The organism is Methylocystis rosea (assembly GCF_003855495.1).
Classification (GTDB): domain Bacteria; phylum Pseudomonadota; class Alphaproteobacteria; order Rhizobiales; family Beijerinckiaceae; genus Methylocystis; species Methylocystis rosea_A.
Map to the genome: position 1 here is coordinate 14629 of NZ_CP034088.1, position 24228 is coordinate 38856.

The following is a 24228-nucleotide window of genomic DNA, read 5'->3' on the forward strand; positions in this document are numbered from 1 at the left end:
TTCTCCTTCTGTTGTGAAAAACCCCTCGGCTGGGGGCAGCCGAGGGGCGGTGAAGTCGGGCGAGGGTTTGGCGTTACGCGGTGTTTCGGACCTCGCCGAGCATCGCGAGCAATGCATCGGGCGGCGGTCGGAACTTGCCTTTCTGGATCGTGGGCGAAGCGTGCGCCGACAGCACCGCCAATTTCTCGGCGGGATCGGCCCGAAGATAGGCTTCCGTGCTCTGTATGCTCGCGTGGCCGAGCCAAAGCGCGACTTTCCGGATGTCGCCGGTCGCCGCGAGCGTGTGCATGGCGCAACTGTGTCGAAGCACATGCGGCGTCACGTGTTTATCTGCCAAGGGCGGCTGCGTCCGGGTGGCGGCCGCGACATGTAGCGCCAATCGATGCGCGAATCCGTCGCGGCTCATTCGTCCGCCGTTGCGATTGAGAAACAGTTCTGGCGCCTGACCGGACGGGCGAACCGCCAGCCATGCTCTCAACACGGTTTGTGTCTCGCGCCACAACGGCAGCACGCGCTCGCGCCGCCCTTTCCCGAGGATCTTCACCGTCGCAAGCGACGGCTGCGGAAAATCGTCGATGCGAAGCGAGAGCAGTTCAGAGACGCGAAGCCCTGCGGCATAGGTCAGATGCAGCATGGCGCGGTCGCGGGTTCCGCCCAAGCTGCGCGGATCCGGAGCCGCCAGCACCGCCTGGACCTCCTCTTTGGTGAGATGGTCGATGAGCGTCGCGTCGGTGCGCTTGATTGGAAGCGCGCGGATGCGCAGCGCCTGGTCGAGGCAGGCCGGCGCCTGGTATTCGAGGTATCGGAAGAATGTTCGGACAGCGGCGAGACGAGTGTTGCGAGTGCGCGCGCTGTTTCCCCGGTTTTCCTCGACATGATCGAGGAATTCCAGCACGAGCTTCGGGTCGATGTCCTCCACGGCGAGGTCGCTTGGCCTCCGCTTCAGGCGCGCTGCCGCGAAGCGAACCAAAAGCGTGAAGCTGTGAGCATAGGCCGCTACCGTGTGAGGACTGGCGTTTCGTTCGCGCGGCAGATGTTCGCGCAGAAACTTGGCGAGGTAGGGAGCGAGGGCCGTCATGCCGCCTCTCCCTGAAACAGACGTTCGTTCGCTTCGGCGATGTCGCGCATCAGAACGGGCGTCGCTTGCAGATACCAGTAGGTGTTCGCAACGTCCGCGTGACCGAGATAGACGCTGAGCGCCGCCATGTGACGCCTGACCGCTTGCCGGTCGTGCGCGCACGCTTCCAGTGATCGCACGGCAAAGGTGTGACGCAGGTCGTGCAAGCGGGGACCCTTGGTTCCGGTTCCGCCTCGAAATCCGAGTTTGCGCGCAAGCCGCACGAAAATGACGTGGACTCTGGTCTTGGTCGGCGGCCGGCCGGTTTTGACGACGAACAGATCGTCGCCGCTTCCGCCCAACTTGTCGCGGATCGCCAGGTAATCAAGCAATGCTCGGCGCGTGGTCGCATGGAGGGGCACAAGACGGCTCTTGCCGAATTTGCCGCGCCGGATGATCAGACCATCTCCGGTGAAATCTTGCCGTTGCAAGGCCAGAGCTTCGGAAATCCGCAGACCCGTCGCGGCCAACAAGCCGAAGAGGCAATGATAGGTGTGCGGACTGATCGAGTTCTTGGGCGGCAACTCCAGAGCGGCTTGCATGACCGCGCGTATTTGCTCGGGCTCCAGGATGTGCGGAGCCGGTCGCGGGCGCTTGCCGCGCCCGAGGGCGTTTGCGGGCGGGACCTCGTGTTGCGGGTCTTCGGCGTTGAGAAATGCGCAAAAACGCCGAACCGTGTCATACTTGGTTCTCGCCGAGTTCGGCGACGACGCGGACGCGCACCACTCATGGACGCGCCTGGTTTGAACGCAGACGTCTTCATGCGCCTCCGCGTATTCCGCAAAGAGCTCCAGAAGCCGCTCTTGCTCTTTGAACTCCAGCCCAAGACCTCGATGCAGGGCGACATAACGGGCGACATGATTGCTCAGCATGCTTCGCCTCCGAGCCAGGGCTGCGCGACGGCCTCGAGCATCGTGATGTCGACCTTCGCATAGATGGCCGTCGTGCTCGGCGAACGATGACGCAGGATCGTTCCGACCGACTCCAGATTCGCGCCGCCGCGCAACATGGCCGTCGCGAGTGAGTGACGAAACAGATGGGAGCCAGTGGGAACGCCTTCGATCCCTGTTCGAGCCACTGCCCGAGCAACGATGCCCGCGATCTCCGACGCGGACGCGAACGGCCTGAAGGGAGCCTGGACACGCAGGAACACATGCGCTTCACGGGCCGGCGGGCGTGCCTCGGTGAGATACGCCAACAGCGCGTCCCCGGCGTCCTGCGGCAAAGGCAACCGTGTCGGTTGTCGACTTTTGCCGTGGCGCAGGCAGAGGACCGCGTTCGCCCAATCGATATCGGCGAGCCGCAACCGCCAGACATCGCCGGCGCGAAGTCCAAGGCGCGCCAGGAGAAGCAGAATCGCCCGGTCCCGGACGCCGACAGGCGTGGACAGATCGTAGGAGTCGATGATCCGTTCGATCGTTTCCGGGCTGGCGTAGCGTGGAAGCGTCGCGAGACGACGCAATGCCGCGGGCGGCACGGCATGAATGAGCTCGGGTCGGCATTCGCCCTGCGCGGACAGGAATCGCAAATACACGCGCAACACCGTCACTGTCATTCGAACCGATGCACGTGAGCGCGATGGCGCTTGATCGAGCACGATGGCGCGGATTATCGCGGCGTCGAAGGCGGCCGGATCCGGGCCCAACGCCGACGCCCAGCGCGACGCCTCCTGGAGATAGCGCCGTATCGTCTCATCGGTCGTCCCGCGATGACGTTTGAGCCAAATGCGAAACGCAGAAAGGCGCGGGTCTTCGACGAATGTCGGTTCTGTGCTCACTGGCGGAATCGCGTCGCGACGCCGCAAGAAGTCGATGAAGCCACGCGCGCCTCGTCGGCGCCGTGCGAACCCCGTGCCCTCGACCACTTTGCCGCGCTTGCGCTTTATGGGGCAGCGGCAATCGTGCTGGGCGAAACGTTCGATTACGGCGTCGTCCACATCGCGCCACAAAACACGAGACAGGCGAAGCCACACCACGAGATGCTCCGCCTCTGACCGATAGCTGCGCCGACATTCTTGGCTATAACCAAGTGTGTCGAGATGACGCGCGAAATCGGCGAGATGCGTGTCGATGCATTCGACGTCTTTGACAACCTGAATTTGGTCGCGCTCCTCCAAAAAGCAGACGAAGCGACGAACGCGGCCGAGATACGTCGATGTTTTAAGTTGGCGCGCTCTGTAACGACCGCATCGACAGCGATGCCGCGCGAAACGTTCGACGATCGCTTCATCGACGCCACTCAACGGGATGCGGCTCTTGTGGAGCCACGTCGAAAAGTGACGCGCGGCGCTTTGGTCGATTTGCAACGCTCCTGAACGGAAACTTCTGAGGCTCTCAAGAAATGCAGACGCCAGAGCGTAGTCCGGCGCCGGCGCATCCTGCTCGCTGCAACGCTGTTCGGCGAGCGGGCGGTTTTTGGCTGTCATGTTGGTCCCTTCGTTTGAACAAAAACGAAGGACCGTAGCGAGAGGAGAAAAATTATGCCGCGCAATCATCGAGCTTTCCCCCGCAAAACCGGGGAGTCGTCACGGCCACTCGGCATATCGGGCAACGTGGCAGAATATGTCTTATCCCGAGATCGGGATAAGACATATTCGCGCGGGGTGATGTCGCAGGAGAGATCGCCCCATTCCGACGAGGGAATTTCCGCGAGACGGCGCTCCATCAGGGCTTCGCTGGTCGAGACGATCTGGATGACGGCGGCGCGACCCGCCTCCAAATCGCGCTCGATCGCAGCGATGAGGCTTGGGACCTTCATCGCCGTGATCAGATGATTGAAGAAGCGCTGCTTGTTGGATTCGAAGGCCGAGCGCGCCGCGCTCTTGGCGTTGCGATTATACGCCTTGCCGCCTTCGCCGGTGATGTTCGCCGCCTCCAGCGCCGCGGTCAGATTATTGTGAATGATCTCGAAGGCGCCGGCATAACAATCATAGATGCGGATCTGCTCCGCCGAGAGCTGATGCTCCAGCATCTCGACCTCGACTCCGGCGTAGGACAACGCGCGCGACGCATAGAGGCCGAGAGCCTTGAGGTCGCGCGCCAGCACCTCCATGGCGGCGATCCCGCCCGCCTCCATCGCCGCGATAAAATCCGGCCGCGTCGGGAAGGGCATGTCGGTCGAGCCCCAGAGCCCGAGACGCGTCGCATAAGCGAGATTGGCGACCGTCGTCGCCCCGGTCGCCGAGACATAGAGGATGCGGGCGCCGGGCAGGGCGTTCTGCAATCTTAATCCGGCACGTCCCTGTTGCGAGGCGGTCTTCTCGCCGCGCTCGCCCTTGTCGCCAGCCGCGTTTGCGAGCGCATGCGCCTCGTCGAAGACGATGACGCCGTCGAAATCAGGCCCGAGCCAGTCGATAATCTGCGACAGGCGCGAAGCCTTCACCGCGCCGTCTCGGCCCTGCCGCTCATCCGACCGCAGGGTCGAATAGGTCGTAAAGAGTATGCCCTCAGACAGTTTGATCGGCGCGCCCTGCTTGAAGCGGGACTGCGGGACGATCTGCAACTTTTCCTGCCCAAGCGCCGACCAGTCGCGTTGCGCGTCTTCCAGCAGCTTGTCGGATTTGGAGATCCAGAGCGCCTTGCGGCGGCCTTTCAGCCAATTGTCGAGAATGACGCCAGCGACCTGACGTCCCTTACCGGCGCCCGTGCCATCGCCGAGATAATAGCCGCGGCGAAAGCGGACCGCCTTCTCGGCGTCGTCCGGCGCAGCGGAGACCGTGTCGAAGCTTTCATTGACGAGGAAGGAGCCGGCGAGGAGGCTGCTATGGGCTTCGCCGGTATAGACGACGCTCTCGAGCTGCGCGTCGGACAAAAGCCCGGACTCAACAACGCTCTTCGGCAGATGCGGCCGATAGATTGGCTTTGGCGGCGCGACCGACGCCATGGCGGCGGATTGCACGAGCGTCGTCGGGTGCGGCTTCGCGCCCTCGATTACGATCGACTGCACCGCATAGGGCTCGTAGAGCCCGGCGCTGAGCGCGCCGCCCTCGGGCGCTTTCCAGTCGCGAAGCTCATGGGCGACTTCGACGATCTCTGAAGACACGCGCGGGGCAGGGGTCAGAACGCATGCGTTTGGACGCGCAGAATCCGCAAAGGCGAGACGCGGCGCGGCGCGACGCGTTGCAATGATCGGCGTGAGCAGATTGCCGGCCCAACCGACGCCGGCCTGGATAGGCGTATCGCCATTGCCCAGAGCGGTAGCAAGCGACACGCGCGGCGGAATCTCGCGCTGCACGAGCGCGAGCAATTCCGAAAGATCGGCGACCGGACCAAAGCCAACGACAAATGCTTTCGGCTTCTCGGCCGGCATTTTGTCGAAGACCGTCAGCCGGCTTTCGACGCTCGTCCCATGGCGCGCGAAAAATCCGCGCGCGAGCGACGCCGTGAACACGAGCCGGCCCTGTTCCTGCAAGCGCTGGAAACTTCCCCGCCAGCTGTTCGCGGTCGGGGCAAAACTCTCGCCCGTGATGGCGACAAGCCGTCCGCCGGCGCGAAGTCGCGCGAGAGCCGCGCGAACATGGTCGAAAGTTGCCGCGGCATGCCGCCCCTCGATCAAGGGCGACGAGGAGAAAGGCGGGTTCATCAGCACGACGGTTGGAACATGATCGGCGTCGAGACGATCGTGCAGCTGCGCGCCGTCGATGCGGCTGAGCGGCGCTTGGGGATATAGAAGTTTCAGGAGATCGGCGCGCGTCGCACCCCATTCATTGAGCAGGAGTTTTGCGCTGGCGAGCTCGGCGAAGATCGCCAGCATCCCCGTGCCGGCGGAAGGCTCAAGCACGACATCGCCGGCGCCGATCCCCGCCGCGAGGCTCGCGACATAGGCGAATTCCAGCGGCGTCGAGAATTGCTGCAGCGCCTGGCTTTCTTCCGAGCGGCGCGTTTCGCTCGGAAGTAGCGCGCCGACTTTCTTGAGCATGGCGAGAAGGCGCGCCGGATCATTCGCCGCGCGCGCAGCCATTGCCGGCCCATAGCGACGCAGGAACGAAACTTGCGCCGCCTCGACCGCCTCATCGGCGTCCTTCCAGCTCCAGGCCCCTTGCGAGTCGCTTGCGCCAAAAGCGGCTTCCATCGCCACGCGCACGGCTGGGGCGTCGATGACGCGTCCCTTCGCAAGATGCGCGACGAGCGTTTGCGCCGCCATGATCAGCGCATGCGGCTTGTCCGTCGCAACGAAGGAAAGTTCGGATTGTTCGCGGGGCGTAGCGGCGAGGATCGGGCTCATCGATTGTCTCCGGGATTGTGACCGGCCCGGGACGCTCTCTCTTTGCTCCTCCCGGGCTCGCCCTCCCGGCCAAGCCCTTTTCCTCTTCTCTCCCCCCGCCGTCGCGCCGACGATCAGCGCCGTGACGCCGCCGCCAATCCGTCAGAACGACGACGCCGATTTTTGTGATGACTTACTGCGCCGCGCGACGGCGTTCTCGCGACAGCGGGCGCGCCAGGCGATTGCGTAAGGCCGATCCGTCGGCGTCAACAGATCCAGAATGTCCTCGGGGCAGTCGCTCGCGCAGGGCCCCATAGCTTCGGTCATATCTTTGTAGCCGAAGATGAATCCTTCCGGATCACGCGGGTTGTAGTAGGTGAGGCAGACAAGCGCGAAGACCTCACGTGCGCCGTCGCTGCGCTGCTGCTCGAGGGCGGCGTAGTACGTGTCGCCAAGGAGCTTTGAGCACACAGGATCTTAGATCGGCCTTCCGCATTCTCGAAGCTGAATTGCGCGTCGAGATAGTCACGCGGTCCTGCATGACCGCCGAGTGATTGCATATAGAGCCAGCCCATGGCGGCGCCTTTCAAAACAGAGGGAAGATGCGCGCGTCAGGACGCGCGACGGTGTCGGGAGACAGAGATTCAGCGAGTGACGAATGCGCTTCTTGAGCGGGCGACGAAACGTCAGCGTCGACGCGGCAGATGCGGCGAAAGGCGGAACGGCGCGCGCCATCCCGCCGCTGAGCATCATTCCGCGGCCGTGGCGCGCGGCTCCTCTTCCTCGGCGTCGAGCAAAGCCGCGTCGTCGTCATCGCCCAGGAAATCCGGCAAGGCGTCGCTCTCTTGCTTTTGGACGATTGCCGCGTCAGCATCATCCATTGTCGAGCCGCGAAGCGGCTCGGGCAACCAGCCTGTTCCCTGGAGCAGACGCTGGGCCTCGACCGCCATGTCGGATTTTTTCAAATGATTGATCATCTGCGCGGCCGCTTCGCCCTTCGCTTCGCGCACCGCCGCGAGAATTCGCGCCTTGGTCACCTTGCCGAAATAGCTCTCAACAGTCGGCGTCCAGTGCGCGCTCATATCGAGCCCAACATGTTCGGCGAGTCGATCGGCATGATCCAGCGCCTTTGAGCGGCGTTCGTGCGGAAGCTGCAGCGCGTTGACGCTCTGGCCGACGCAGAAGGCGAAAAGCCCGGCTGTCGATTCGCGATCCGCTTTCACCAGCCAGTCCCAAAGATTGTCCGATTTCTTCGGCAGTCGCAACTGCCAATGGCCCTGCGCTTCATCATTCGCCCGCGCCGTAGCGCTATCGGCGAGGCCGGAAGCATAGCCGCCGAGCGGTGCGGATTTGGCGTCGACCTCAATGCAGCCGTCGAAGCGGCCGGAAGAGTAAAAACTCTTCAACGCCAGCGCGTGGGTCGCGGCAAGAAACGCCGCCTCCGGATCATTGGCGAGCGCAACGCGCAGCGCGAGCGTTCGGTGGGCGGTGAGATCGCTCATCAATCGGTCCGATAGTTTTGACGAGACTTCCGTCTCGTCCTGGTCGGCCGCGTCTCCATCGGGACTGCCGGCCGCACCGTCGCCAGCGCGTTTTGGAGCGGCCACCGATCCCGTGCGCTCGCCGGCGGCCGGCGCGCCTGCGGGCTCCTCATCCTCGGGCCGGACAAAGCCGCGCTCGACCTTCTGAGCGCCATCATGGTCGATGCAGACAAATATTCCGGCGCGCGAGATTTCGGTCGGATCGTAGATTGCCGGTCGCTCGTCAACCGCCACCATCTCCTTTTCGAGTTCCGCGAGCCGACGGTCGACCTCTTCTGGAAGATCTTCCGCGCCCTCATGTTCGTCCGACAACGCGTCATATTCGGCGAGCGCAACGTCGTAACGCGCCTGCTGTTCCTCCGAGACCGGCGCGTAGCTCGCCGGCAGCCGCCGCAGCCCATTCGTGTGACCATAGGGAAAATCGATCGCGATCTCCGACCATTTCCAGCCCTCAGTGCGAAGCGCGTCGGCGGCTTCCGCGAGCTTTTCCCGTGCGAGACGGTCGAGCAGCGCCACATCCTGCAGCCAGCCGCCATGATCCTGCTGGAAGAGATCGCGAAGGATGACCCCGCCCGCCGCCTCATAGGCTTCAACGCCGACGAAGACCACGCGCTTGTCGCCTGCCTTCACCGCGCCTTCGGTCAGCAGGCGCCGGATCGTGTAGGGCTCCTTGTTGTAGGAACGGGTGAGAGTCTTCCAAACTTCCTCTTGCCGCGCATGGTCGTCGGTGACGCAAAAGGCCATGAGTTGCTCGAGGCTCAATTCTTCGGCGACGTAAAGGTCGAGCAGCTCCTGGCTCGCCGCTGCGAGTTTCAGTCTCTGTCGCACCACCGGCGCGCCAACGAAAAAGCGCGCGGCGATCTCATCAATCGTGACGCCCTGATCCTGCAAATTCTTGAACGCCCGAAACTGATCGAGCGGATGCAGCGCCTCCCGCATTGTGTTCTCGGCGAGCGAATCCTCCTCCTCGATCCCGTCGGTTTTCACGATGCACGGAACGGGCGCGTTTTTCGCGAGGCGCATCTGCTTGACGAGCGATTTAAGCGCCGCGAGACGTCGCCCGCCCGCGCTGACCGCGAATTGACCCTTTTCGGCGCCCTGTTCGTCCACGATCGGCCGAACGCTCAAGGACTGCAACAATCCCCGCCTTGCGATATCCTCGGCCAGATCCTCGACACTCACCCCAGCCTTGATCCGGCGAACATTCGCGTCCGACGCCACAAGCTTGTCGAGCGCGATATCCCGCGCCGCCGTCAAAACAATCTTCGACATGTCCCTGAACTCCGCGACGGATGGGCGAGAGCCTCTCTCTCACCCTCTGCTCCGTCGAAAAGCCCAAAGGGCTCTCTCGCTCTCAGGTGCCGCCCCCAGCCGCCGCAACCGGGCACGTTCCGCACCTCGGCGCGCGCGCGTAAGCCTCGGCGACCGGGCAAGTGGCGCATAGGACAGCGCGCGCCAGGGCGGCGGATCGGCCGGCTTGCCGATCGCGATCATCGGACCGCGAATCGCGAGGTCCGCGACCTTTCCGAAATCGATCATGCGGCGATCGATCACGGGCAAGCCCGCCGCGATCGCAGCGGCTTTGACCGGCGCGCAGTCATAGCCGCTCAGCCAGCCGCTCCCGAAATGCAATGAAAACCCGCCCCTCCCGATAAAGAGATGCCCGCCTTGGGTGGCGAGGGCCTTGGCGATTGTCTCACCGTAATTGTCGGTCATGAGCGAAATCTTCGCGACGAGCGCGCGGGAGCCTTTCTCTCGCTGTCTGTCCCGTCGTGAAGCGCGCTCACCGCTCTCGCTCTTCGCAAAAGCAGCGGTGAAAGGCCCGGCGCGCGACCGGGGGCGGCATCCTGTCCTGCCTTCCGCGCTTGTCGAGCCACAGCCTTGCTTCGGATGCCGCGCGCAAAGCGCAAGCAGGCAAAGTCTAATAAACTGGCAAAAATTCCCGAATTGCCCTTGGCAGCCGCGCGAGAATCTATGACAGTGCTGGGGCGGTGTCGTGATTTTTCTGGGGCAAAATGATCGGCGGCGAGCCAAAGCGGTCGCGTAAGGCGGGTAAAGCGGGGGGGACGGCTCAGGCGGATCGACGACGCCGGCTCATGGTCGTCACGATCGCTGATCGGCTCGAGTCGCCCTATCTCGCAAACCTCTCGAACCGCCTGATCGCCGAACAGGCGAAGAGCGGCTTGTCGAAGCCGGAATTCGCCGAATTCGTCGGCATGTCAGGGTCGCAATTTCGCTATGTGCGTCGCCGGCTCGGGAACCCGTCCATCACAATGTTGGCGGAAATTTCAAAAAAGCTTCGCGTCCCGCTCTACGAGTTGCTCGAAGCCAAGCCGGTTCGCGATCGTAAGAATCCCTCCGGGGCGAAAATGGTCGAGACGATCGGCGCCGTCGTAAACGAGCGCTTCCGCAATAGCGGCCTGACCAAACAGGAATTTGCAAAATTTCTGAATGTTTCCCTGCCGCAGCTCTATCTCATCACCGACGGCGTATCGAACCCGTCGCTGCTCGCGCTCGTCGAACTCGCAGAACGATTGGACATCAGCTTGTGGCAATTGCTTGGCGTCGAGTCGCTACACAAAGCGGCGAGCGGCGCCAAACGCGCGGCGACCCGAAAAACTTCGCGAGTCGCGCGGCTTCCATCTCAACGAGGAGCGTGAGGAAAGAGCGCAGACGGACCATTCCTAGTTTTCGTTATCTGAGGTAGGTAACAAAATGACCTGAGCGTTAGGTTTAGGGTAAAAATCAGCGAGAACTACCGTGGAACGATTCATCCTGCTGTTGGTCGGCTGTGCCTCGTTGCTCTCCAACATAGCTCCATCATCGCCCCGGTGGCGGGGTTTAGCCGGTTCAGAGTAGTCGCGCGGCCCTGATCCTGTGCAAAGCGGGTACAGGGTAAGAATCCCTTTTAGTCTGTTCGTATATTGTTCTATAGTGCGCACATGGTAAAAACCATAACTCCGAACCAACTGCTTGGGCAGATTGGCGAGACCGCCGTTCAATTGCGATTCCTCACCATGGGCTTTCAGTTCGACGTGCGCTCGCGCCTCGAAACAGGAATCGATGGGATCGCCGAGGTAATGATCGAAGGCCAGCCAACCGCGCGAATGATCGCGGTGCAAGTGAAAGCGACCGACGCGGGTATTTACACGGGCGAAGATGCCAGCGGCTTTACCTACTTGCTGCGGAGTCAAGACCTCGCTTACTGGCGAGGCTCGAACCTTCCCATAATCATCGTCCTTTTTCGCAAGAGCGATGAGACCTATTACTGGAAAGAAATTTCAAGCGGTTCGGGGCCAGGCGAAAGGCGGCTGAGCTTCGACAAGAAACTGGACGTGCTAGACGCGAACGCTGTCGCTCGGCTCGCAGCTCTTACTATTCCGAAGACAGGCTTCGGCTACTACGTTCCGCCACTCGGCGGCGGGGAAGAAGCGCTGGTGAACATCCTTCCCGTAAGCCTGCCCGATGAAGTGTTCGTAGCGACAACGCCGTACACGGCTAAGCAGGCGATCGCGAGAATCCTCGACGCCGATGAACCTGCACGCTTTGATTGGGTGATTAAGGGTAATTCGTTCTGGTCTTTCCACGATCCGCGCACTTCATCGTGCGATCAGATCGTCGATCTGGATCAGGTCGAAGCGATCGAGATCGAGCACTTGGCCTTCCATGAAGACCTCAACGAGCGGAACAACTTTACCTTCCTTCTCAATCAGACGCTCCGTCATCAGGTACGAACCGATCTCGAATGGGACAAGGAAGGACGGCTTCTCTATTTCAGAGCACGCGCCGAGAACGAGTCCCGCGCATTCCACTATCAATCAGCGAAGAAGAAGGCTGAAGCAGACGTCGTCAACGTCGTTCGTAACAAGACGGACCTGACCCGCGTTGAGTTCGTGCGCCACCACGCCTTCGTGCCGAGATTCGAACTCCTGTACGATCAGTGGTTCTTGGTGATCAACCCGACTTATTACTTCACCACCAACGGGTTCATTCCGCACTCCTATCCGAGCGCTCTGTTGGCCGGAAAGAAGCGGTTGGACAAAAGCGCATCGCTTCGCGGTCAGGTGATCATGTGGCATCGCTTCCTCACAGAGGAAGAGCGCAAGGCGGATGATTTGTTCGCCGTTGCCAGCGCTGATCCGCGCCTCACATTCGGCGAGCCTCCAAGCGTCGAACTCCCCAAGAAGGTGCCCGAGGACGTGTGGGGGACGCCGAAGAAGACGGGCGAGGATGCCGATCTCAACCAAGACCTGCTGAGGTTCGCATGAAGTTCGAGACCAAGATCTTCGATGAACCGCTTCTCGAGTTTGGAAGCCAACATTACCATCCCGATCCGCGCCTAGGTCTGTTCGAAGCTGGGCCGCTCCAGATGCCGCTTGGTGATGTCATTAGGATCGCCGTCGTGGGGAGTGCGAAGACCGTCGAGGACGCTCGTGAATTCCTTCAAGCCGCTGCGGCCGGATTCGCAGGAAAATCGGAAAAGCATCCAAATCTGCACCCGCCGTTTCCGGGCCTCGGAAATCAGAACCCTTTCCGCTGCCGGTTTGAGATTCCGGATGGCGCGATTGCCGCGATCCCGCAGGCGCGCATCGAACGCATCAGGAAAGAACCCCATCACGGCAAAGCCGTCGAAATGGCAGTTGATGAAATCATCAAGCAGCTACAGGCGATCGATGAGGGCAGTTCACGGCCGGACGTCGCCATCGTCGCGCTGCCGGTTGAGCTGATCGAGCGCGTCTGGAACGCCAAGGTCGATTCTGACGCGACGGTGGAGCGGGAAGATAGCTCGGGCTCAGATGCCCCCAATTTCCGCGGCATGCTGAAAGCCAAGGCAATGCACTTTCGCTTTCCCATTCAGATCGTCTGGGAAGACGTGCTCGACGAGCGCGCCGTCATCCCTCTGAAGATCAAGGAGAGCAGCGCCCGACAAATTCAGGATCAAGCCGGCCGTACATGGAATCTCCTGACCACCCTTTACTATAAAGGCTCTGGGCGCGTGCCGTGGCGGCGGGCTCCCCAAGAGGGAGAGTTTTCGGCCTGCTACATCGGCGTGAGCTTTTACCGCGAGGCCGGTGGACAACAGGTCTTCACGAGTGCTGCTCAGATGTTCGATGAGCGCGGCAGAGGCTTCATCCTTAAGGGCAAAGGCGCGCAGACCGAAAGTCGTGGCAGACATCCCTTTCTGACCACAGACGATGCGAAGTCCCTGATTGCCGATGCTCTTGCCGCCTACAAGAAGCATCACATGAACTATCCGGCGCGCGTCATAGTGCTGAAAACATCGCGCTTCCGCGACGAAGAAGCGGCCGGGATTTTCGAAGCGCTTGATGAGGTCGGCACCGAACTGCGCGATCTCGTGTGGGTGCAGGAATCGTCGTTCGTGAAGGTGTTCAGGGACGGCAATTATCCCGTCATGCGCGGCACGTTCGTGGAACTTGACGGGAAAGGCTTGCTCTACACCAACGGCAGCATTCCCTATTATGGGACATACCCCGGCATATATGATCCAAAGCCACTGTTGATCTGCCCATATAAAACTAGCGATAGCACGGTCGCGCGGGTTGCGAACGAGATATTCGGTCTTACGAAAATCAACTGGAATTCCACACAGATGAATCAGAAGCTGCCGATCCCCATTCGTGCAGCACGCAAAGTAGGCGAGGTCCTGAAGTACATCACCGATGAGAAGGTGAGTTCCGACTACCGCAGATACATTTGACCGCAACCTGCCGTTGCCCGCCGCTCCGGCAGGCGCAGGCTGGGTCTGTATCATGCTCGACTGTAAACCGCCGGCCGGCATTCCTCCTCTCCATGGTCTCAAACGCAGAAGTCGGCTTTCAGGAAGCTGTAGTACAAAGCTCAAACTACCGATCTTGAGGCGAGAAGCCCAACGTTCGCTATCTGGCAACCGCCAAGCAGCCATTCATTCCTCGATGATGCGTTTCAGGGCTTCGGCGCGATCCCCAGCGACGGTCTTGTAAAGCTCGTCGAAGTCCTGACCCTCCGCGACGCAATAACGGATTCGAACCCCAATTTCAGGATGCGCGGCACGCAGTTCACGCGCGGCCTTGAGGCCGGGCCCATCGTTGTCGGCATAGATCGTGAGCCTCGTCACGTCGTTGGGCCAGTTGACGACGCCGAAACGGTCGGCGCCAAGCGTCGCCCATACAGGCTCGCCGAAAAGCAACTGCGCGGCCCATGCCTTCTCGAAACCCTCGGCGATGCCAAGCGCGGGAGCGGCCGGTGCGAGGCGGAGCATAGACGCGCCCAGCGGGCCGATCGCACGTCGGGGAAATTCAACATTTGCTTTGCGGCGGCCTGCCGGATGCAGGAAGGTGAGTTGGACGCCGACGATCTCGCGCGTCGGCGCCTGGGCGGCGGCGATAAGGCAGGGCAGGGCGCTGCGCGGCCGGCGCCTATGGTAGCGATAGGACGGCAGGAAGCGAATGGACGCCGGCGGCGTGGTCGGCAAGCCGCGCTCGCGCAGGACGTTTTCTCCGATCGTTCCGGGAACGCCGATCGCCGATCGCCAAAGACGACGCGCATAAGCGCTGGTCGTTTTCGGCGCGGGCTTCTCATTGAGCGCGGAGCGATCCGCTATCTCGCTGCGCGTGATGGGGGAGAGACCGTTAATCGCGGCGATCACGTCGCGTGGATCGCAACCGGCGAAGCAATGCAGGATCACGCCCTTGCCGCCGTCATTGACGCTGAGCGATGGGCGCTTGTCGCCGCGCTGCTTACCATGGGTCTTAACCGGGCAATGGCAGAGGTAGCCGCGCCCCTCGCGTCGTCCTCCGAGGATTTGAGCGGCGGCGTGGGCACTCACAAGCATGGCTATTGCGGTCGCGCTCCACGCGCCGCGTTCATGAGGATCCTGGACGGGTGCGGCAAATTGGACGCCGCCCATAGGCCGCGCTTCGCTCTGGACGCTTCGCTCTCGGCGACTGCGTATTCAAATTTCGTCGGCTTACCCGCGGTGTCGGTCGCCGCGAAGGCAAAGCCCTGTGTGATTAGCACGGTGCCGAGGTCGAGTGTGTTGTTCCCAATATGGGCGGCGCAAACCGCGAAAATCATGGGCGGCTCGGCGGCCTGTGCAATCGCGGTACATCGGGGCTTCGCGTCGCGAACAAGCGCAGCGAGATAGGCAACCGACGCTTCGCCGCAATCGGTTAGTTTCTGCGCAGCATTTGTGAAATACGTCCCGCGAATACAGCTCTGAACGCCATAGAGCCGAAAGGTCTGACCGTTGGCGGACCAAGTGTCGCCGGTCTGGAAGGTGACGCCGGCTTGCGGGAAGTTGAAGACGTGAAGCGCAGCTGGCTTCCAAGTCGGGGGCTGCGCGCCGTGCGACTGCCCAATGGCGGGCGCCGGGAGCGCGATCGACGCGGCGGCGATGGCGAGGCTGACGCGCATCGTCAGGCGAGGTTGGGCGGCAATTGCACCGGCGCGTTGCCGGGCGTCGGCGGGATGACGCCATTAGGCGTCGCCCCGCCGCTGGGGCAGTCGGTCCCGCCCTTGTTCGCCGGTGTTGTGCAGGCTTGAGCGAGTAAGGAAGGGTTGTTTTGCACTTGCGCGTCGGCGCGCTGAACGCCGCGCGCCCAGCCGGCTTGTTCGCCGGGACGCGGCGAGCCGTTGTAACGCGCGGACAGGCAGGTATAGTTGGTCGCGCCACAAGCATCGACCACTTGCTTGAGAACAGCCATCCCGCCCTTGATATTCTGCTCGTTGATGTCTCGATTGTAGCCGAGCGTTCGGGCTGTCCTTTGCGTGAGCTGCATCGGGCCTTTAACGCCCGTGTCCGAACCGGCGCACGAATTGAAGCCTTCGGACTCGTGGTAAGAGACGGCAAGGGCCAAGTTCGTAGGCACGCCGGCTTGTTCGGCGGCAGCAACGACCATGGCGACGTTGTTCGGTTGCGCTTGCATGGCTTGCGAAATCGAGCCCGGATTGAATTGCCCGAACCCTTTCGGGCAAAGGTCGGCTAGAGGCGTGTTGTTTTTCAACAGCGCAGCGCCGTTAGGGCAGGAAGCGGCGAACGCCGCCGTGGCCAAACTGGCGGTGAGTAGGGCGAGCAATCGACGACGCATCAGCGGCCTCCGCAAAAGCGGTATTTCACGCCGTTGAGATCAAAGGATCGTGAGGAAGTAACGACGATCTTCTGCGTCACCTGAAAGCGATCCGGCGAGGCGAGTACTTTGGACTCTGTCAGCGTCGAGAAGTCTTGACCCTGCGCCTCAACGCAAGTTGACTTGTAGGTGCTCGACGCGCTCGGCTGCGTGACGCACATCTGGTAGTGACCGGACAGATTCTTGCCGTCGAAGTCGACGGTATTCGCGCCGCCGATGAAGTCGCAACTCGTTTTCTCGGGCAGATAAAGGCCGGGTTGGAGCGAGCCGAGCGAATGGGCCTGCGCCAGCGGATGGGCGAGGGGGACCAGCAGGGCGATCGCGGTTGCGGCGCTCATGACGATTTCCTTCGCATTCCGAGCTAATGCGCTCGATGCGGCGCGACGGCGCGGCGGCGTCAAAGGCGCGAAGCGCCGACAGAAAATCCGAGGGTCGGCTTGCGGAGGCGGATTTTGTGATTGATGCCCATGGCCGCCCGCTCGCGCCATCATTCGCATTGTCGGGGTCAATTGCGAAGGAACGGCGATGTGCTCCATGACGTTGCTCCTTTTGTTCATCAGCCGTTGAGGGCGCGCTACCGCGTCGCATTTTCCGGGTGAAGTGCGACGGATTGAGCGCAACGGTCGATCTCCTGATGCGACACAATGTAGCGCAGGCGAATTGCGCGCGTCGGAATGTCGTAAGCTGCGTAAGTGACGGTCGCGGTCGAGTCCTCGACGGGCGCGCCTGACTCCTTTTCGACGAAGCAGGCAGCGCCGTCGATGACGCTGTAGCTGTTGTTTTCGAAGGTCGCGAGACGCGACGGGCAAATCTTGATTCGGATGCCCTTGGTCGGCGACGGATATTCGTCGGTGCAAAGGTGGGGCGTGCTCAGCACGCTAAGGGCGACAACTTTTGTCTGGAAATTGATCGAAAAGTGCCACTCGCTCGCGCCGCGATTGCCAACAGCGATGCTCGTATTTAGCGGCACGCCAGGATTGCTGGGTTCCGCCTTCTTGTTGCTCTCGTCGAGCCGGTCCTGCCAAAGCGACGCGTATGATTCGGCTTCGCCGCGCGGGAACGTAAGGTCCGAATAGGCGACAGGGCGCCATGTTCCGGGGTCCGCCGTGTAGGTCTGCGCCATTGTGGCGGCGGCGCAACAGCCGGCGAGAACGATGGTGCCACCAGTGCGCAAAAGCCCCCGACAACTCATTGCGGGCGCTTCGGCAGGACACGGCGCAACACGGATAACGCCCCGTTTGCAAGGCGATACAGAACGTAGCCCAGCAAAAGAATAGGAAGAGCTTCAAGCAGAGCGGCGCCGTTCTTTCGAACATGCGTATCAGCGCCGGGGAAAAATACGGCATTCAACGGAAATTCGATCGGAAAGAGAATCCAGCCAAGGACTTGCAAGGGTTGGTCGTCCAGCCACTGCACCTCCGCCATTGCGCCGACGATCATGACAATAATGGTGCCTTCAATGAGGCCTAACGATGGAACGGCAGGCTCGTAATAGTGGTTGTTTGGCTCGCTATTCGACATGAAACGCCCCGCCTGGTGGCTGTCGCGCGTGGTCGCGAAAGCGCGCGCCGCAACGACGCGCCTCGAAAGCTTAATAGCGCATTTTTTGGAGGTTGCCAATTTATTAGATGCACGTTACAGGAGGGCGACTCCAGAGGAGTGTCGCCATGCGGAAACTTTTGCTGCCTGCCGTGTGTTGCGTGTTCCCAGCGTTAAACGCCCACGCACAAGAACACGGCGCGCGCAAAAGCGCGCCGACCGTGGTGATCGCGAGGGCTGAAGGTGTTCATCAGGATGCGCCGACCAAAGTTGTGCCAGAGAGGTTCGGGCGGCTCGTCGCCGTTGACGCGGCGGCACAATCGGACGTCCCCGTCGCTCAGCCGCCCGCCAAGATGCGTCAGGCGTCGATCGACCCCGCGCTGACCGGCGAGGGTGCTCTTCCTGAGCGCTGTGAAAGTGCGGTGGACGACGCGCGCCTGCGTGAGCTCGTCGCGCGCGAGGCGGCAAGCATCGGCGTCGATGAAAACCTCGCCCTCACGATTCTCTCACTCGAATCCAATGACGGAGCGGACCTAAATTCGCGCAGGGGCGCACGCGGCCCCATGCAGCTGATGCCGGACACAGCGGCCCAATATGGCGTTCGCGACATATGCAATCCGGCTGAGAATGTGCACGGGGCGATGCAGTTCCTGAGAGACCTCAGCGCGCAATTTGGCGGGAACCTGATGCTGATCGCCGCCGCCTACAACGCCGGGCCTGAGCGGGTCTATCAGTCGCGCGGCGTGCCGGCGATTGCGGAGACGGTGCGCTACGTCGCGAACGCAACCAACAAGTATTACGGCCTTGAAGGGGCTTCGACGCGGCAAGCCGGGGGCGTGGCCAAGCAATCGAGATTTCACGCGCCGTCCATTCAAGAGACTACGGAGAAGCCAAAGGCTGATTCCAAAGGACCGCAATGGATCGGCGGCTCGGTGCTTTACGTCAGCAGCGACGATCAGGAGAACAGAAATGAACTTTTGGAGTAGGCGCGATTGTCTGTTGCCGAGTTTGACTATCTGCATTTTGATTTTTGCGGCAAGCGACCCGGCGCTAGCCTCCTCCGCAACCTTTCAGCCGCTCAACACCGCGCTGTCGAGCGTCCTCGATTTTATGACGGGGACCTTCGCTACCACAGCCGCAACGGTCGCCGTCGCGGCGGTCGGGTATCTCGCGCTCACATCGCGCATTCCGTGGGGATGGGCGTTCTCCGTCGTCATCGGCGTCGCGCTGATCTTCGGGGCAGCGCAGGTCGTCACGTCACTCACCGGCGGGATGGGGGGGCGCTGATGGCTTTTAGAAGGCCCAAACTAGACCCTCTCGTTGGCGGCCTGACGCGGCCGCCTATGATGCTCGGCGTTCCCTATGTGCTGTTTGTTCTTGAATGCTGCGTTGTCGTGCTGATCTTCATCAACACGAAGAATCTGCTGATGTTCCTGCTGTTTCCGCCGATCCATGCCGTGGCCTATGTGCTCACGGTTCGGGACAATCGCTTTGTCGATGTGATCCTGACGCGCTTCGGCAAGTGCCCGATTACCCGCAATCACCGATTTTGGGGCGGCGACTCCTATCAGCCATAAGGTGGCGACGTGGCGAAACTCGCAAAGCACATTCTGCGGTCTCTAACGTTCGGCGCGATCGAGGCGAAAGAGGCCGCGATTGCGAAGCATATTCCCTATCTGCGCCACATAGAGGAACAGATCGTCAAAACCAAAGACGGTCATTTCCTCATGGTCGTGAAAATCGGCGGTTTTTGCTTCCAGACGGCCGATCAGGCCGACATCGACATGCGGCTCTCTGCGCGCAACACACTCCTGCGCGCGATGAACGATAGCCGCTTCGCCGTCTATTGCCACACGATACGCCGGGAGGTCGTCCCCGAAATCGGCGGCGCTTTCGACAACTGGTTCTGCCGGGAGCTGGATCGCCGCTACATGGCGGGACAAGCGAACAAACGTATGTTTGTCAATGATCTCTATGTGACGATCATCCGGCGCGGCTTCGTCGGCAAGGTCGGTATGGCGGAGAGGGCCGCGACTCTCTTCCGCAAGGGCTTCGGCGTCGACACAAAGGAAATCGAGCGCGAGGCGATCCGCGAGCTGAAGGACACGACGGCGAACTATTGCCGGGAGATGGCGAGCTATGCACCGCGCACCCTCGGCTGTGTGATGCGAAAAGGCGTCGTCTGCTCTGAAATCGCCGAGTTCCTGGCGATGCTTATCAATGGCGGCGCGCCGCTGAGCCTTGCTCTGCCACGCATGCCGCTCGACGCCTATCTCCCGACAAAACGCGTCACCTTCGGCAAAAAGGCGATGGAGCTGCGCGGCGCGTCATCGGCCGATACGCGTTTCGGGGCCCTCCTCTCGGTACGTGAATATCCCGCCTATACGGGGGCCGGGATGCTCGACGGGCTGCTCCGCATTCCCCATGAGCTGATCGTGTCGCAGTCCTTCGCGCTCGAAGACCGGGCGCCGGTGATGACGCATCTTGCGAAGGTCGAGCGCCAGATCAAAGCCTCCGACGAGGCCGGAACGGAAGTCGAGGCGGCGATCACCATCGCCCGCAATGAACTGGTCACCGGCGCGACGGTGCTCGGCTACCATCATCTGACGGTCTGCGCGCTCGGCCGCACGATCCGCGAGATGGAATCCTGCGTGCAGGCCGCGACGCAGGAGCTGCAGAATTTCGGAACGATCAGCGTTCGCGAAGATATGAACGCGGAGCCGTGCTTTTGGGCGCAGTTACCCGGAAATTTCGGTTATATCGCGCGCCGCTCGCTGATTTCTTCGCGTAATTTCGTCGGCTTTGCGTCGCTTCACAATTTCGCTGTCGGTCAGAAGGACCGGAATCGTTGGGGACCGGCAATCTCGGTCCTGGAGACGACGAGCCAGACGCCCTATTGGTTCAACTTCCATCGACGGCAGGTTGGCAATTTTACCGTCGTCGGCCCGACCGGCTCCGGCAAGACCGTCGGGCTCGGCTTTCTGCTCGCGCAAGCGATGCGTGTCACGCCGCGCCCGCGCGTCGCCTTCTTCGACAAGGATCGCGGCGCCGATCCGCTGATCCGGGCGATGGGCGGCTCCTATGAGGTGCTGGCGCCGGGCGTGCCTACCGGCTTCAACCCGCTGCAACTGGCGGGGTTTGCCGAAGACCGCGCCTTTCTCCACGACTTGCTGAGCTTCATGGTCCGGCCACGCGATAGCTCGGACCTGTCGGCGCAGCAAATCAGGATTATCGAATGCGCGGTCGACCAGATTTTCTCGATTCCCGCGCGCGAGCGCCGGTTTTCCGACGTTGCGCAATTGCTGCGCGGCGCCGAACGAATGGGGCAGGACGATCTCGCGTCGCGCTTCGACGTCTGGACCAAGGCGCGCGGCTGGCTGTTCAATAATGACGTCGATCGCTGGTCGGCCACAAACGGCGTCTTCGGCTTCGACATGACGAAAGTGCTCGAAGACGACGATATTCGCACCGCAGCGCTCGGCTACATTTTCCACCGCATTGAAGCGATGATGGATGGCGCACCCATGATGCTGTTCATCGATGAGGGATGGAAAATCCTGACCGACGACAAGTTTGCGTCCTTTCTCAACGACAAGCTGAAAACCATCCGTAAGGCCAACGGCATTGTCGGATTCGGAACGCAGTCGGCGAAAGACATTATCCAGTCGCCCATGGGGCACACGCTCCTCGAACAAACGCCGACGAATATCTTCTTCCCGAATGCGAAAGCGGATCACGCGAGCTATGTCGAAGGCTTCAAGCTGTCGGAACGCGAATTCGAATGGGTTCTCAACACCCATCCCGACTCGCGTCAGTTTTTGATCAAGCATGACCAGGACTCGGTCATCGCGCGTCTCGATCTGTCGGACATGCCGGATTTTGTGAAAGTCCTCTCGGGCAATGTCGAGACCGTCGCCGAATGCGAGGAATTGCGCGCGCGGGTCGGGAATGATCCGCGCAACTGGGTGCCGATCTTCTGCGATTGGACCGAAACCCGAAAGGAGGTCGCCAATGCGGCTTAGTCTTGGCGTCGCCGTGGCCAGCTTCTTGTGCGCCGGCGCGGCGGGCGCGGCCGTGCCTGTGGTGGATCCACCGCGTGAAGGGACGGAAAAGAGCATCGCGGACTGCATGAAAAAGGCGCGGGTCTATAAGGACCAGACGCTCGATCCGGCGAAGGGGATCACGAAGAGTCACAAGACGCCCGGTTCAGCGGCCGGCTCCGTGCCGCCTGCGGGCGGCGCTGATGTATCGGGTTCGCGGGCCGACGCGTCCGGTGGTTCGCTCTCCAATATGGATCTGAGCAATCTGACGCCCGCGCAGCCGGCTAATGGCCCGGCGGCCTATACGCCGCAATCCCTGAATCTGAAGGCGTCGGCGCAAACGGTTTCATCGCTGCAAAATATGGGCTCGGCGCTCGCCTCAAACACGTCGGATCAACGCTATGGGTCGCTGGCGATCGGCGCGCTGCCGCTCGCGCAAGGCGCATGGGACCAAAACAGCCAAGCGAGATCGAATAACGGCGCGCTTTGGAACCAACTGATTATGGCCGGGTTTCTAACCACGCAACTTGTAAATCAGCGCAACGTCAATGTGACAGGCGGCAGCAGTTACGCCGCCAACATTTTTAGCTTCGACCCCGCACGGGCCACATTCGTCGACCCGCGTGTGTCGCCTCAATAGGGGAGTGCAAGCATGAAGACCCCGCTTTTGATTTGCCTCGCGTTGCTCGCCAGCGCGGACGCTGCCCATGCGCAAATGGCGGTGCATGACAATCCGACATTTAGCCAAGCGCAGCAAACCGCGTCGAACACGGCGCAGATCATGAATTCGAATGAGCGCATCCTGAACACGGTGAACGAGACGCTCGCCGCCGTCACCGGAAACCGGTCAACCAGATCGCTATCGTCGATGGGCCTTGGCGGCGGCTTCCAAATGTCAAGCGTGCCGGAGCTTGGTTCGCTTCTTGGCGGCGGCAGCCTGTCGATGAATGGCCTCGGCTCCTATGGCGCGCTGGCGTCGGATATCATCAACGGGCTCAATCTTGTCAAAACGCTTACCGGCGGATCGTCCGCCGCCACGCCGACTGATCAGGCCTATTCAGGCGCGGTCAACACATCCGCTGCGGTCACGGCGGCGGTGGCGGGCGGACAGGCGGCCTCGACCGCCCGCTCATCCGCCTTCCAGGGCGCGCAAGGCCACATCGGCTCGTCCGCCGACATCAAGGCCTCTGTGGATCAAAACTCGCAGATACAGACGCAGACGGGGCTGACGATTAACGAGCTGATCGGCTCCGTGAACCTCACCAACGCGTCGCTCAATGCGCAGCAACAGCAAGATCTGGCGGCGCAGTCGAAACTGTCGAACATGATGTCGTTCGATGCGTCAAAGGCGACGCTGGTCGGGCAATGAGAAAGGCAGGCGATGCGGCGGATATTTAGGAGAGCGGCGCTTCTCGCCGCCCTGGCGGTCGGGACGGTTGCGCTTTCGTCCTGCGCGCACAGGGATTTGATTGCGCCCTGCACGCGCGATAGCAGAATGACGTTCGGCGCCGCCTATGCCGACGATTGCGGGCCGATGCGCCCGGTCAATCGCTGAGGCCGCGCCACCATGGATATGGTGACGCAGCTCTTTCAGAGGGTCGACACGATCGCGGTTAGCGCCATTGAAGTGATCTACGATTCGATCGCGACCGAGCTGCTTCCCGTCTTCACCGTCGCGCTGACGGCTTACATCGCCTATTGGGGCTATGAAATGGTCTACGGCCGCGCGCCGCTAACAGCGGGCGCGTTTCTGTGGCGAATCTTTCGGATCGGCCTGATTTACGCCGTTGGCTTCTACTGGAGCGACTTTTCACAGATCGTCGTCGAGGTGTTTACGAAGACGGCGAACGGAATCGCGACGGCCATTTGCACGGGAACGGGAGGCACATCGTGCGGCGCGCCGGAAACGACCGTCGCGGCCCAGCTCTCGAATTTGTTTTCGACCGCGATGCAAGCGGCAAAGGTGATCGCCGCTTCCGGCGGATGGGGAGCCGCAATCGGACTTTCGCTAATGGCGATTGTCCTGGTTCTGCTCACAGTGATTTTCGTGGCGCTCGCGATCACCTACGTTTTGGTCGGCAAGATTGCGCTCTTCATTCTGCTCGGGCTCGCGCCGCTCTTTATCGCAATGGCGCTATTCGAGTTCTCGTCGGCTCTCTTTTCCGGCTGGCTGCGGACCTGCGCCCAATACGCAATCGTTCCCGCGATTGTCTATGGCGTTCTCGGCTTTCTGCTCACGCTGATGACGGCGACGGTCAACAATCTCAGCGGGATCACAGACGTGAGTTCAGGTCTGACGGTCATCGCGCCGTTTCTGATTTTGTGCCTTGTGGGATCGTTCATCTTGCCGCTCTCCCTGTCGATCGCCGCGTCGATCGCCGGCGGACATGCGTTACACAACGCCTTGCCCGGGACCGCTATGCGCGGCGTGAGAGATTATGCGTATTGGCGTATCGCGCGAGGCTGGCGAAATGGCGGCGGCGCGCGGTCGGAGCCGCCCGCGCTCCCGCCCCCACATGCAACCATAACCCAAGGGGCGGCGACGATTTCGCCCGGGGCGGGCAGTCGCGACTTTTCCGCCGATCCACGCGCCGAGCAAGTGGCGGGCGCGCTGATCGAAGCCCGCGTCGCGCAAGCGCGCGCCCGAAATCGTGAAGGCTGAG

24 protein-coding genes and 1 pseudogene are annotated in these 24228 nt (G+C 61.7%); 12 read left to right on the plus strand and 13 right to left on the minus strand.

Going from position 1 to position 24228, the window contains the following annotated elements:
- Positions 1 to 73 precede the first annotated feature (73 nt).
- The 3 genes from EHO51_RS19445 to EHO51_RS21065 are packed head-to-tail and all read right to left on the minus strand — an operon-like array spanning position 74 to position 2666.
- Entirely contained in the window at positions 74 to 1078 is a 1005-nt protein-coding gene (locus tag EHO51_RS19445; RefSeq protein ID WP_124740497.1) for a tyrosine-type recombinase/integrase, read from the minus strand.
- On the minus strand, positions 1075 to 1989 hold the full coding sequence (locus EHO51_RS19450) for a tyrosine-type recombinase/integrase (RefSeq protein ID WP_124740498.1): 915 nt from the start codon (positions 1987 to 1989) through the stop codon (positions 1075 to 1077). The genes EHO51_RS19445 and EHO51_RS19450 overlap by 4 nt, the downstream gene beginning before the upstream one ends.
- Positions 1983 to 2666 (minus strand): tyrosine-type recombinase/integrase, encoded by a 684-nt coding sequence (locus EHO51_RS21065; protein WP_245435110.1) that lies wholly within the window; start codon positions 2664 to 2666, stop codon positions 1983 to 1985. The genes EHO51_RS19450 and EHO51_RS21065 overlap by 7 nt, the downstream gene beginning before the upstream one ends.
- 36 nt (positions 2667 to 2702) lie before the next feature.
- Here EHO51_RS21065 and EHO51_RS21070 point away from each other — a divergent pair, with 36 nt between their 5' ends.
- Together EHO51_RS21070 and EHO51_RS21075 are read left to right on the plus strand one after the other, a co-directional pair.
- Positions 2703 to 3110, plus strand: coding sequence for a hypothetical protein (locus EHO51_RS21070; RefSeq protein WP_245435112.1), 408 nt, complete (start codon positions 2703 to 2705; stop codon positions 3108 to 3110).
- Between the two features lie 45 nt (positions 3111 to 3155).
- Complete coding sequence (locus EHO51_RS21075; protein WP_245435113.1) at positions 3156 to 3431, plus strand: hypothetical protein; 276 nt, start codon at positions 3156 to 3158, stop codon at positions 3429 to 3431.
- A gap of 269 nt (positions 3432 to 3700) precedes the next feature.
- Here EHO51_RS21075 and EHO51_RS19460 read toward each other — a convergent pair.
- From EHO51_RS19460 to EHO51_RS19475, 4 genes and pseudogenes are all read right to left on the minus strand, one after another.
- Positions 3701 to 6340 (minus strand): annotated as a pseudogene (locus EHO51_RS19460) (strawberry notch-like NTP hydrolase domain-containing protein); the annotation flags it as partial.
- Positions 6341 to 6481: 141 nt separating this feature from the next.
- A complete protein-coding gene (locus EHO51_RS19465; protein WP_124740500.1) occupies positions 6482 to 6790 on the minus strand; it encodes a hypothetical protein in 309 nt (102 codons plus the stop codon).
- A gap of 278 nt (positions 6791 to 7068) precedes the next feature.
- On the minus strand, positions 7069 to 9132 hold the full coding sequence (locus EHO51_RS19470; RefSeq protein WP_124740501.1) for a ParB/RepB/Spo0J family partition protein: 2064 nt from the start codon (positions 9130 to 9132) through the stop codon (positions 7069 to 7071).
- A gap of 39 nt (positions 9133 to 9171) precedes the next feature.
- Positions 9172 to 9576 carry a hypothetical protein gene (locus EHO51_RS19475; RefSeq protein WP_124740502.1) on the minus strand — a complete coding sequence of 135 codons (405 nt, stop codon included), beginning with the start codon at positions 9574 to 9576 and terminating at the stop codon, positions 9172 to 9174.
- Between the two features lie 380 nt (positions 9577 to 9956).
- Between EHO51_RS19475 and EHO51_RS19480 the strand changes: the two genes are divergently transcribed.
- From EHO51_RS19480 to EHO51_RS19490, 3 genes are all read left to right on the plus strand, one after another.
- Positions 9957 to 10520, plus strand: a complete 564-nt coding sequence (locus tag EHO51_RS19480; protein WP_164479489.1) for a helix-turn-helix domain-containing protein — start codon at positions 9957 to 9959, stop codon at positions 10518 to 10520.
- 282 nt (positions 10521 to 10802) lie between these two features.
- Entirely contained in the window at positions 10803 to 12128 is a 1326-nt protein-coding gene (locus EHO51_RS19485) for a DUF4365 domain-containing protein (protein ID WP_124740504.1), read from the plus strand.
- Positions 12125 to 13579: an argonaute/piwi family protein gene (locus EHO51_RS19490; RefSeq protein WP_124740505.1), complete on the plus strand. Its 1455-nt coding sequence runs from the start codon at positions 12125 to 12127 to the stop codon at positions 13577 to 13579. The genes EHO51_RS19485 and EHO51_RS19490 overlap by 4 nt, the downstream gene beginning before the upstream one ends.
- Before the next feature lie 204 nt (positions 13580 to 13783).
- Here the strand turns inward: EHO51_RS19490 and EHO51_RS19495 are convergent, their stop codons facing one another.
- The 6 genes from EHO51_RS19495 to EHO51_RS19515 form a co-directional block, all read right to left on the minus strand.
- Positions 13784 to 14692, minus strand: coding sequence for a DUF7146 domain-containing protein (locus EHO51_RS19495; protein ID WP_164479490.1), 909 nt, complete (start codon positions 14690 to 14692; stop codon positions 13784 to 13786).
- A 2-nt stretch (positions 14693 to 14694) separates the two neighbouring features.
- Positions 14695 to 15273: a thermonuclease family protein gene (locus EHO51_RS20645; RefSeq protein WP_164479491.1), complete on the minus strand. Its 579-nt coding sequence runs from the start codon at positions 15271 to 15273 to the stop codon at positions 14695 to 14697.
- Positions 15274 to 15275: 2 nt separating this feature from the next.
- Positions 15276 to 15911, minus strand: a complete 636-nt coding sequence (locus EHO51_RS19500; protein WP_164479492.1) for a transglycosylase SLT domain-containing protein — start codon at positions 15909 to 15911, stop codon at positions 15276 to 15278.
- 35 nt (positions 15912 to 15946) lie between these two features.
- Complete coding sequence (locus tag EHO51_RS19505) at positions 15947 to 16387, minus strand: hypothetical protein (RefSeq protein WP_124740508.1); 441 nt, start codon at positions 16385 to 16387, stop codon at positions 15947 to 15949.
- Positions 16388 to 16560: 173 nt separating this feature from the next.
- Entirely contained in the window at positions 16561 to 17178 is a 618-nt protein-coding gene (locus tag EHO51_RS19510; RefSeq protein ID WP_124740509.1) for a hypothetical protein, read from the minus strand.
- Entirely contained in the window at positions 17175 to 17507 is a 333-nt protein-coding gene (locus EHO51_RS19515; RefSeq protein WP_124740510.1) for a hypothetical protein, read from the minus strand. The genes EHO51_RS19510 and EHO51_RS19515 overlap by 4 nt, the downstream gene beginning before the upstream one ends.
- Before the next feature lie 146 nt (positions 17508 to 17653).
- Here EHO51_RS19515 and EHO51_RS19520 point away from each other — a divergent pair, with 146 nt between their 5' ends.
- The 7 genes from EHO51_RS19520 (at position 17654) to EHO51_RS19550 (ending at position 24227) form a co-directional block, all read left to right on the plus strand.
- A complete protein-coding gene (locus EHO51_RS19520; RefSeq protein ID WP_245435125.1) occupies positions 17654 to 18511 on the plus strand; it encodes a lytic transglycosylase domain-containing protein in 858 nt (285 codons plus the stop codon).
- On the plus strand, positions 18495 to 18812 hold the full coding sequence (locus tag EHO51_RS19525) for a TrbC/VirB2 family protein (RefSeq protein ID WP_124740511.1): 318 nt from the start codon (positions 18495 to 18497) through the stop codon (positions 18810 to 18812). Before EHO51_RS19520 ends, EHO51_RS19525 begins: the two co-directional genes overlap by 17 nt.
- Positions 18812 to 19102 carry a type IV secretion system protein VirB3 gene (locus tag EHO51_RS19530; protein ID WP_109027240.1) on the plus strand — a complete coding sequence of 97 codons (291 nt, stop codon included), beginning with the start codon at positions 18812 to 18814 and terminating at the stop codon, positions 19100 to 19102. The genes EHO51_RS19525 and EHO51_RS19530 overlap by 1 nt, the downstream gene beginning before the upstream one ends.
- A 9-nt stretch (positions 19103 to 19111) precedes the next feature.
- Positions 19112 to 21547, plus strand: coding sequence for a VirB4 family type IV secretion system protein (locus tag EHO51_RS19535; RefSeq protein ID WP_124740512.1), 2436 nt, complete (start codon positions 19112 to 19114; stop codon positions 21545 to 21547).
- Complete coding sequence (locus tag EHO51_RS19540; RefSeq protein ID WP_124740513.1) at positions 21537 to 22205, plus strand: hypothetical protein; 669 nt, start codon at positions 21537 to 21539, stop codon at positions 22203 to 22205. The genes EHO51_RS19535 and EHO51_RS19540 overlap by 11 nt, the downstream gene beginning before the upstream one ends.
- A gap of 12 nt (positions 22206 to 22217) precedes the next feature.
- Entirely contained in the window at positions 22218 to 22934 is a 717-nt protein-coding gene (locus EHO51_RS19545) for a type VI secretion protein (RefSeq protein WP_124740514.1), read from the plus strand.
- A gap of 198 nt (positions 22935 to 23132) precedes the next feature.
- The gene (locus EHO51_RS19550; RefSeq protein ID WP_124740515.1) at positions 23133 to 24227 is read left to right on the plus strand and encodes a type IV secretion system protein; all 1095 of its coding nucleotides are present in this window, start codon (positions 23133 to 23135) and stop codon (positions 24225 to 24227) included.
- The last annotated feature ends 1 nt before the right edge of the window (position 24228 follow it).

What these genes read in the sequence shown, in the direction of transcription:
- EHO51_RS19445 (WP_124740497.1), bottom strand. Translation starts at nt 1,078, where the DNA reads ATGACGGCCCTCGCTCCCTACCTCGCCAAGTTTCTGCGCGAACATCTG.
- EHO51_RS19450 (WP_124740498.1), bottom strand. Translation starts at nt 1,989, where the DNA reads ATGCTGAGCAATCATGTCGCCCGTTATGTCGCCCTGCATCGAGGTCTT.
- EHO51_RS21075 (WP_245435113.1), top strand. Translation starts at nt 3,156, where the DNA reads ATGACGCGCGAAATCGGCGAGATGCGTGTCGATGCATTCGACGTCTTT.
- EHO51_RS19470 (WP_124740501.1), bottom strand. Translation starts at nt 9,132, where the DNA reads ATGTCGAAGATTGTTTTGACGGCGGCGCGGGATATCGCGCTCGACAAG.
- EHO51_RS19475 (WP_124740502.1), bottom strand. Translation starts at nt 9,576, where the DNA reads ATGACCGACAATTACGGTGAGACAATCGCCAAGGCCCTCGCCACCCAA.
- EHO51_RS19480 (WP_164479489.1), top strand. Translation starts at nt 9,957, where the DNA reads ATGGTCGTCACGATCGCTGATCGGCTCGAGTCGCCCTATCTCGCAAAC.
- EHO51_RS19485 (WP_124740504.1), top strand. Translation starts at nt 10,803, where the DNA reads ATGGTAAAAACCATAACTCCGAACCAACTGCTTGGGCAGATTGGCGAG.
- EHO51_RS19490 (WP_124740505.1), top strand. Translation starts at nt 12,125, where the DNA reads ATGAAGTTCGAGACCAAGATCTTCGATGAACCGCTTCTCGAGTTTGGA.
- EHO51_RS19495 (WP_164479490.1), bottom strand. Translation starts at nt 14,692, where the DNA reads ATGCTTGTGAGTGCCCACGCCGCCGCTCAAATCCTCGGAGGACGACGC.
- EHO51_RS20645 (WP_164479491.1), bottom strand. Translation starts at nt 15,273, where the DNA reads ATGCGCGTCAGCCTCGCCATCGCCGCCGCGTCGATCGCGCTCCCGGCG.
- EHO51_RS19510 (WP_124740509.1), bottom strand. Translation starts at nt 17,178, where the DNA reads ATGAGTTGTCGGGGGCTTTTGCGCACTGGTGGCACCATCGTTCTCGCC.
- EHO51_RS19515 (WP_124740510.1), bottom strand. Translation starts at nt 17,507, where the DNA reads ATGTCGAATAGCGAGCCAAACAACCACTATTACGAGCCTGCCGTTCCA.
- EHO51_RS19520 (WP_245435125.1), top strand. Translation starts at nt 17,654, where the DNA reads ATGCGGAAACTTTTGCTGCCTGCCGTGTGTTGCGTGTTCCCAGCGTTA.
- EHO51_RS19525 (WP_124740511.1), top strand. Translation starts at nt 18,495, where the DNA reads ATGAACTTTTGGAGTAGGCGCGATTGTCTGTTGCCGAGTTTGACTATC.
- EHO51_RS19530 (WP_109027240.1), top strand. Translation starts at nt 18,812, where the DNA reads ATGGCTTTTAGAAGGCCCAAACTAGACCCTCTCGTTGGCGGCCTGACG.
- EHO51_RS19540 (WP_124740513.1), top strand. Translation starts at nt 21,537, where the DNA reads ATGCGGCTTAGTCTTGGCGTCGCCGTGGCCAGCTTCTTGTGCGCCGGC.
- EHO51_RS19545 (WP_124740514.1), top strand. Translation starts at nt 22,218, where the DNA reads ATGAAGACCCCGCTTTTGATTTGCCTCGCGTTGCTCGCCAGCGCGGAC.
- EHO51_RS19550 (WP_124740515.1), top strand. Translation starts at nt 23,133, where the DNA reads ATGGATATGGTGACGCAGCTCTTTCAGAGGGTCGACACGATCGCGGTT.